The sequence below is a fragment of the Arthrobacter sp. H14 genome (genome assembly GCF_000520495.1).
Lineage (GTDB): Bacteria > Actinomycetota > Actinomycetes > Actinomycetales > Micrococcaceae > Arthrobacter_C.
Genome location: NZ_KI914637.1, coordinates 49,346 through 55,694, shown reverse-complemented (window position 1 = coordinate 55,694; position 6,349 = coordinate 49,346). Strand labels below are relative to the sequence as shown.

Annotated in this window: 6 protein-coding genes; 3 read left to right on the top strand and 3 right to left on the bottom strand. The window is 61.7% G+C overall.

The features are described from left to right. Positions 1-23 precede the first annotated feature (23 nt). The 3 genes from Y707_RS0105565 to Y707_RS0105555 all read right to left on the bottom strand — a co-directional run bounded on the left by Y707_RS0105565 (position 24) and on the right by Y707_RS0105555 (position 3,827). Complete coding sequence (locus tag Y707_RS0105565; protein WP_026534340.1) at positions 24-1,151, bottom strand: BMP family lipoprotein; 1,128 nt, start codon at positions 1,149-1,151, stop codon at positions 24-26. A gap of 220 nt (positions 1,152-1,371) precedes the next feature. Then, positions 1,372-2,574: an amidohydrolase gene (locus Y707_RS23765; RefSeq protein ID WP_081744647.1), complete on the bottom strand. Its 1,203-nt coding sequence runs from the start codon at positions 2,572-2,574 to the stop codon at positions 1,372-1,374. 101 nt (positions 2,575-2,675) lie between these two features. Further along, a complete protein-coding gene (locus Y707_RS0105555; protein ID WP_026534339.1) occupies positions 2,676-3,827 on the bottom strand; it encodes a mannose-1-phosphate guanylyltransferase in 1,152 nt (383 codons plus the stop codon). 225 nt (positions 3,828-4,052) lie between these two features. Between Y707_RS0105555 and sdhC the strand changes: the two genes are divergently transcribed. The 3 genes from sdhC to sdhA all read left to right on the top strand — a co-directional run. Further along, positions 4,053-4,433, top strand: a complete 381-nt coding sequence (gene sdhC, locus Y707_RS0105550) for a succinate dehydrogenase, cytochrome b556 subunit (RefSeq protein ID WP_051441681.1) — start codon at positions 4,053-4,055, stop codon at positions 4,431-4,433. Continuing rightward, on the top strand, positions 4,434-4,907 hold the full coding sequence (locus Y707_RS0105545) for a succinate dehydrogenase hydrophobic membrane anchor subunit (protein ID WP_026534337.1): 474 nt from the start codon (positions 4,434-4,436) through the stop codon (positions 4,905-4,907). It begins immediately after the preceding gene. 55 nt (positions 4,908-4,962) lie between these two features. Then, on the top strand, positions 4,963-6,349 hold a 1,387-nt coding region (gene sdhA / locus Y707_RS23760; RefSeq protein ID WP_035780474.1), incomplete at its 3' end, for a succinate dehydrogenase flavoprotein subunit.

Sequence of the window (6,349 nt, the reverse complement as noted above, 5' to 3'; positions counted from 1 at the left end):
CGGCGCGCTTTGCGTTGCTTGTCTTACTGCTCGGGGCTGGCATCCGACTGGACATCGATTTCGCCAGCGATGATGCCGGCCTTGATGTCCTCAATCTCGGACTTCAACTCTTCAGGCACCTCATCTGCGAAGGAGTGGTACGGGGCGATGCTCACGCCACCGTTGTCCAAGGTGCCGACGTAGGGTTCGCTCGAGAACTTGCCTTTCACATCAGCCGTAATGACATCTTCCACGGACTTGGAAATTCCCTTCATCACCGAGGTGAGGAACAGATCCTGTGCCTCGGGGACGGCTTTGTAACCGTCAGAGTCGACCCAGATAATGCTGGCGTCCTTACCGGCGTTGTTGGCTTCCTTCACCGCGTCGACCGTGCCCAGCCCCACCGGCCCGGCAACAGGCAGGATGATGTCCGCACCCTCGTTGATGAAGTTGGAGGTGTTGGTTTTGCCCGCACTCTGGTTCTCGAAGTCACCGATGAAGGTGCCTTCCTGGGACTCGCGGTCCCAGCCCAGCAGGTTCACATCGGTGTCATTCTGCTGGTTGTAGTGCTCGATGCCGGCGTCGAATCCGTCCATGAAGATGGTCACGGTCGGTATCTTCACGCCACCATAGGTGGCGACGGTGCCGGTTTCAGTCATCCCCGCGGCGAGATAGCCCGCCAGGAAAGCCGCCTGCGCGGTGTCGTAGATCAGTGGTTTGACGTTGTCAGTGAACTCCGGGTCGTTGTAGTCGACGATCGCGAAGTTCTGCTCCGGTTTGTCTGCTGCCACAGCCTTGGTGGCGTCACCGAGCAGGAAGCCGACGGTGACCGTCAGGTTACAGCCGGACTGCACCATGGAATTGAGGTTCGGTTCAAAGTCCGTAGGCGCCTGGGACTCTGCCTGCTGGATTTCGATGCCCAGCTTCTCCTGCGCAGCCGTCAGCCCTTCGTAGCTGGACTGGTTAAAGGAGCGGTCGTCGAATCCGCCGGAGTCCGAAACGATGCAGCCCAAGTAGTCGCTGTTGGCCGCGCTCGTCTCTCCACCGCCGCCGTTGCCCTCACCTTCAGGTGTCGGTGCTTCCCCGCAGCCGGTGAGCACAAGAGCGGAGATGCCGAGAATGGCCGCCCCGAGAGATGTGCTCCGCTTGGCAGCACTGAAAATTTTCTTCACTGTTCCTCCAGAGAATATTTTCCCCACGACTGAAGTTTCAATGAGTGTCCGCTCCGCCGTGATCACCGATGACCGCTGCGTTTCCTGCTCTGTTTTCACTGATGCTCGTGGGGGTGCGCCGGGGCGCACGGTACGAGACTACCCTAGTGCCCCAAATCACCATCGGACGCAAAAACACACGTTGAACGCTGCATCGTTGGGAAGTTGTTACCCGGACGGATCAGCTGCCCGGGTTTACACCCATCCGGGCGACTTCCTGGCGCCGGTGACGAACGGCCCGAAGTGCCGCCGAGGCCATCACCCGGACTCCGACGCCGATGGCCCGCTCGTCCGCAACATAGTCACCCCGGTGCAGATCGAAGATTCCACCGCCCGGCGCGCGGGTGCCGAGCCGCATCATCGAGCCGGGCACATCCTGCAGGAACCAGGCAAAGTCTTCGCCGCCCATGGATTGCGGCGTCAGTACGACGGAGTCCTCGCCGAGTTCGGCGCGGGCGGCCGCTTCCAGGAGGGCCGTTTCGGTTTCCGAGTTCACGACCGGAGGCACACCGCGCAGGTGTTCCAGATGCACATCCACGCCGAACGGTGCCGCCGTCTGCCGCACCACCTGGTCCAGCAGGTCGCCGGCCGCGTGCCAGTCGTCCCGGTCCAGTATGCGCATGGTTCCGGCCATGAAGCCGCTGGAGGGAATGGCGTTCGGTGCCGAACCGGCCCGGATCTGCCCCCAAACGACGGATACTGCGCTCCGGACGTCAATCCGCCGGTTCAGCACCGCCGGAACATTGACCGCAATTTCCGCAAGCGCGAAGACCAGATCCTCGGTCGCATGGGGCCTGGAGGTGTGGCCGCCGCGGCCGGAAAGCTCAATCCGGATCGTGTCGGACGCTGAAGTGATGGCGCCAATGCGGGTTCCGACATGGCCGACCTCCACACGCGGATCGCAATGCAGGGCCAGGATCCGCGGAACGGATTCCATCCCACCCTGCTCAATTACATCGAGCGCACCGCCGGGCATGGTTTCCTCGGCGGGTTGGAAGATAATCCGCACGGTGCCGGCCAGCGGAGTCTGCGCATCGATCTCCCCCAGAATCAGGGCGACGCCGACCATCACCGTGGTGTGAATGTCGTGACCACAGGCGTGCGTCACCCCCGGATTGTTCGAGGAGTACTCCAGATCGGTTTCCTCCACAATGGGGAGCGCATCAATGTCGCCGCGCAGCGCCGTCGCAATTGGACCATGGCCAATATCAACGTACAGACCGGTGTTTTCGAACCTCTTGGGCGATAACCCTGCCTCAGTCAGCCGGTCGACAATCTTGTCGGTGGTGCGGTATTCCTTGCGGGAGAGTTCGGGATTGGCATGTAGATCCCGGCGGAATGCAATCAACTCGTCCACCTTCGGCAGCAGCAAAGGTCCGACCAGCTTGAAGGGATCGCTTTCGACTGGATCTGTGTGCACACCAAAACCCTATCTAGCCCGGGCCGTTTTTTGTGGATCTTGAGCGATCCATTACGAATCTCCGGTTACAAAACGTCGTGGTCGCCGCTCGCCTTGAGCCGCTCCACGGCCTGTTTAACTTCCTGGGCGTGTGCCGTCGTCGTCACCAACAGCGCATCCTTGGTATCCACGACGACGAGGTCCTCGATCCCGATCAACGCAATAACCCGCTTCGTATCGGAGAAAACGACGCCGGAGGCCGCCTCGGAGAAGACCCTTGCGCCCTTGCCCATCACCGTAAGGTCGGAGATTTCCGCCGCACTGTTGAGCCGGCCCAGCGCAGCGAAGTCGCCGACGTCGTCCCATTTGAAGGTGCCGGGCACCATCGCGACGTCCCCGACTGCAGCTGCCGGTTCCGCGACGGCGTAATCGATGGCGATTTTTGGCAACGTCGGCCAGAGCCGGTCCATCACCTCGTTCCGTCTGGGCGTGTCCCAGGCGTCGGCGATCTCGGACAGGCCGGCATATAGTTCCGGCTCTGAAACGGAGAGGTGCTGGAGCATCAGCGAAGCCGGTGCAACGAACATGCCTGCGTTCCAGTGATACTCACCGGACGACAAGTACTGCCTGGCAACGCCCTCCGTCGGCTTCTCCACGAATTCGACGACGGCGCGTGCACTGGGCGCGCCCTCGATGCCAAGTTTGTTGTTGGACCTGATATAGCCGAAACCGGTGGACGGATAGGTGGGATGAATGCCGATCGTGACGATTTTTCCGGCGGCGGCCGTATAGACGGCTTCGCGCACCGCGTCCCGGAACGCCGAATCCGGGCTGATCACGTGGTCGGCCGCGAAGGAACCCATGATGATGTCCGGGTTCCGGCGGTACAGAATGGCGGCGGCCAGACCGATGGCGGCGGCGGAGTCCTTCTGTTCGCTCTCCAGCAGCAGATCCGCTTCGTCCACCTCGGGCAATTGGCTGCAGACGGCGTCACGGTGGGCTGCGCCGGTGACCAACAGGATGCGTTTGCCCGTCAGCGGTTCCAGCCGGTCGTAGGTGGAGCGCAGCAGCGTGCTCCCGGAGCCCGTCAGGTCATGCAGGAACTTGGGGGTGGCAGCACGGGACAGCGGCCACAAGCGGGTTCCGGTTCCACCCGCCGGAATGACGCCGTAGAACCGGTCCATAATGTCGTCTTGCGCGTCGCCGGGGGCCGTTGCACGTGTTTCGTCAGTACTCATCAGTCCCAGCGTAGCGCGAGGGACCCCGGCACGGTCGGCTGCGTCGCCATTCGGCACCCGGAACTGCGTACGGTGATGAAGGCAACACTAAATATAGGAGTACCTGAATTGAACTTCCAGCTACCGCGGGCCTAAGTTAGAGTCGAGCCTATTAGTGCTCTCGCATATGCGCTTCCCCGCGTGGAAAACACGCTGGCGCCGTTGCGATGCAGGGAGGTTAATTCAGTGTCGAAGACACCAGCTGGAACCCTCTACCGCGGCCGAGAAGGTCAGTGGTCTTGGGTCGGACACCGGATAACCGGCGTCGTTATCTTTTTCTTCTTATTGGTGCACGTGCTGGATACGTCGCTGGTGCGGGTCTCCCCCGAGGCGTACAACGCGGTGATTGGTGCCTATAAGAACCCACTGATGGGTCTCGGTGAAGCCGGTCTGGTAGCCGCCATCATCTTCCACGCCTTCAACGGCATCCGGATCATCCTGATCGACTTCTGGAAGAAGGGGCCTAAGTTCCACCGGCAGATGCTGTGGATCGTCCTTGCACTGTGGGCCGTGACGCTGACCGTCTTCCTTATCCGGCATCTACCCAACGTCTTCGGGGGGCACTAAATGGCGCAGACAATCCAACCTCCGCGCAGTTACGACAACACCAAGACCGGAATCAAGTACAACCGGACCGGTGGCAGTGGCTCGAATTTCGAGATGATCGGCTGGCTGTTCATGCGGCTGTCCGGCATCGTGCTGCTCGTCCTGATCTTCGTCCACCTCTACGTGAACCTGATGGTCGGCGACGGGATCCAGGCCGTGGACTTCGGTTTCGTGGCTGGTAAATGGGCCGATCCGTTCTGGCAGGTATGGGACCTTGCCATGCTGTGGCTGGCCATGCTGCATGGAACCAACGGCGTGCGCACCATCATTAATGACTACGCGGACAAGGACGGAACGCGGTTCTGGCTCAAGATGATCCTGTACGCGGCCACCGTCGTCATCCTCGTTCTGGGAACGCTCGTGATCTTCACCTTCAATCCCTGCCCGCCCGGGGCCGCGGCGGAATTGCTGCCGTCATTCTGCAGCGCTTCCTAGCCGCGGCGGATTCCCTCTCACTTAGCATCTGAATTCAACAGAAAGAGCACCAGGCATGCAGGTTCACAAGTACGACGTCGTTATTGTCGGCGCCGGTGGTGCCGGTATGCGCGCGGCCATCGAATCCGGTCAGCGCGCACGGACGGCTGTACTGACGAAGCTTTACCCCACCCGCTCGCACACCGGGGCCGCGCAAGGCGGAATGTGTGCAGCGCTGGCCAATGTCGAAGAAGACAACTGGGAATGGCATACCTTCGACACGGTCAAGGGCGGGGACTACCTGGTGGACCAGGACGCCGCCGAGGTGATGGCCAAGGAAGCCATCGACGCTGTGCTGGACCTGGAAAAGATGGGCTTGCCGTTCAACCGCACGCCCGAGGGCCGCATTGACCAGCGCCGTTTCGGTGGTCACACCCGCGACCACGGCAAGGCGCCCGTACGCCGCTCCTGCTACGCAGCGGACCGCACCGGGCACATGATCCTGCAGACGCTGTACCAAAACTGCGTAAAGCACAACGTCGAGTTCTACAATGAGTTCTACGTGCTCGACCTGCTGATGGTCGACGACGAAGTGGACGGCAAACTCAACCGGAAGGTCGCCGGCGTCGTCGCCTACGACCTGGCCAGCGGCGAACTACACGTCTTCCAGGCCAAGTCCGTCATCTTCGCCACCGGCGGTTCGGGCAAGGTCTTCAAGACCACCTCCAACGCGCACACTCTTACCGGTGACGGCATGGGTATTGCCTACCGCCGCGGTATTCCGCTCGAGGACATGGAGTTTTTCCAGTTCCACCCGACGGGTCTGGCCGGTCTGGGTATCCTCCTCTCCGAAGCGGCGCGCGGTGAGGGCGGAATCCTCCGCAATTCCGAGGGCGAACGGTTCATGGAACGCTACGCCCCCACGATTAAGGACCTGGCCCCGCGCGATATCGTCGCCCGGTCCATGGCCAATGAGGTGCGCGAAGGCCGCGGTGCAGGTCCGAACAAGGATTATGTGCTGCTCGACCTGACCCACCTCGAGCCGGCCCACATCGACGCGAAGCTACCTGACATCACCGAGTTCGCCCGCACCTATCTTGGCGTGGAGCCGTACACGGAGCCGGTACCGGTCTTCCCCACCGCGCACTACAACATGGGCGGAATCCCCACGAACATCACCGCGCAAGTGCTGCAGGACAATGAAACGACCATCCCCGGTCTCTATGCCGCGGGCGAGGTTGCCTGCGTTTCCGTGCATGGTTCCAACCGGTTGGGTACCAACTCGCTGCTCGACATCAACGTCTTCGGCAAGCGTGCCGGTATTGCCGCCGCGGAATACGCCCTGACGGCCGACTATGTGGACCTGCCGGAAGATCCGGAAGGCTACACCGTCCAGCTGCTGGATACCGTCCGCGGTTCAGAGGGTGGCGAGCGGATCGCGGCGATCCGCAAGGAGCTCCAAG

Bases quoted from the DNA above. Each gene is read 5' to 3' on its own strand.
- Y707_RS0105555 (WP_026534339.1), bottom strand. From the start codon at position 3,827: ATGAGTACTGACGAAACACGTGCAACGGCCCCCGGCGACGCGCAAGAC.
- Y707_RS0105545 (WP_026534337.1), top strand. From the start codon at position 4,434: ATGGCGCAGACAATCCAACCTCCGCGCAGTTACGACAACACCAAGACC.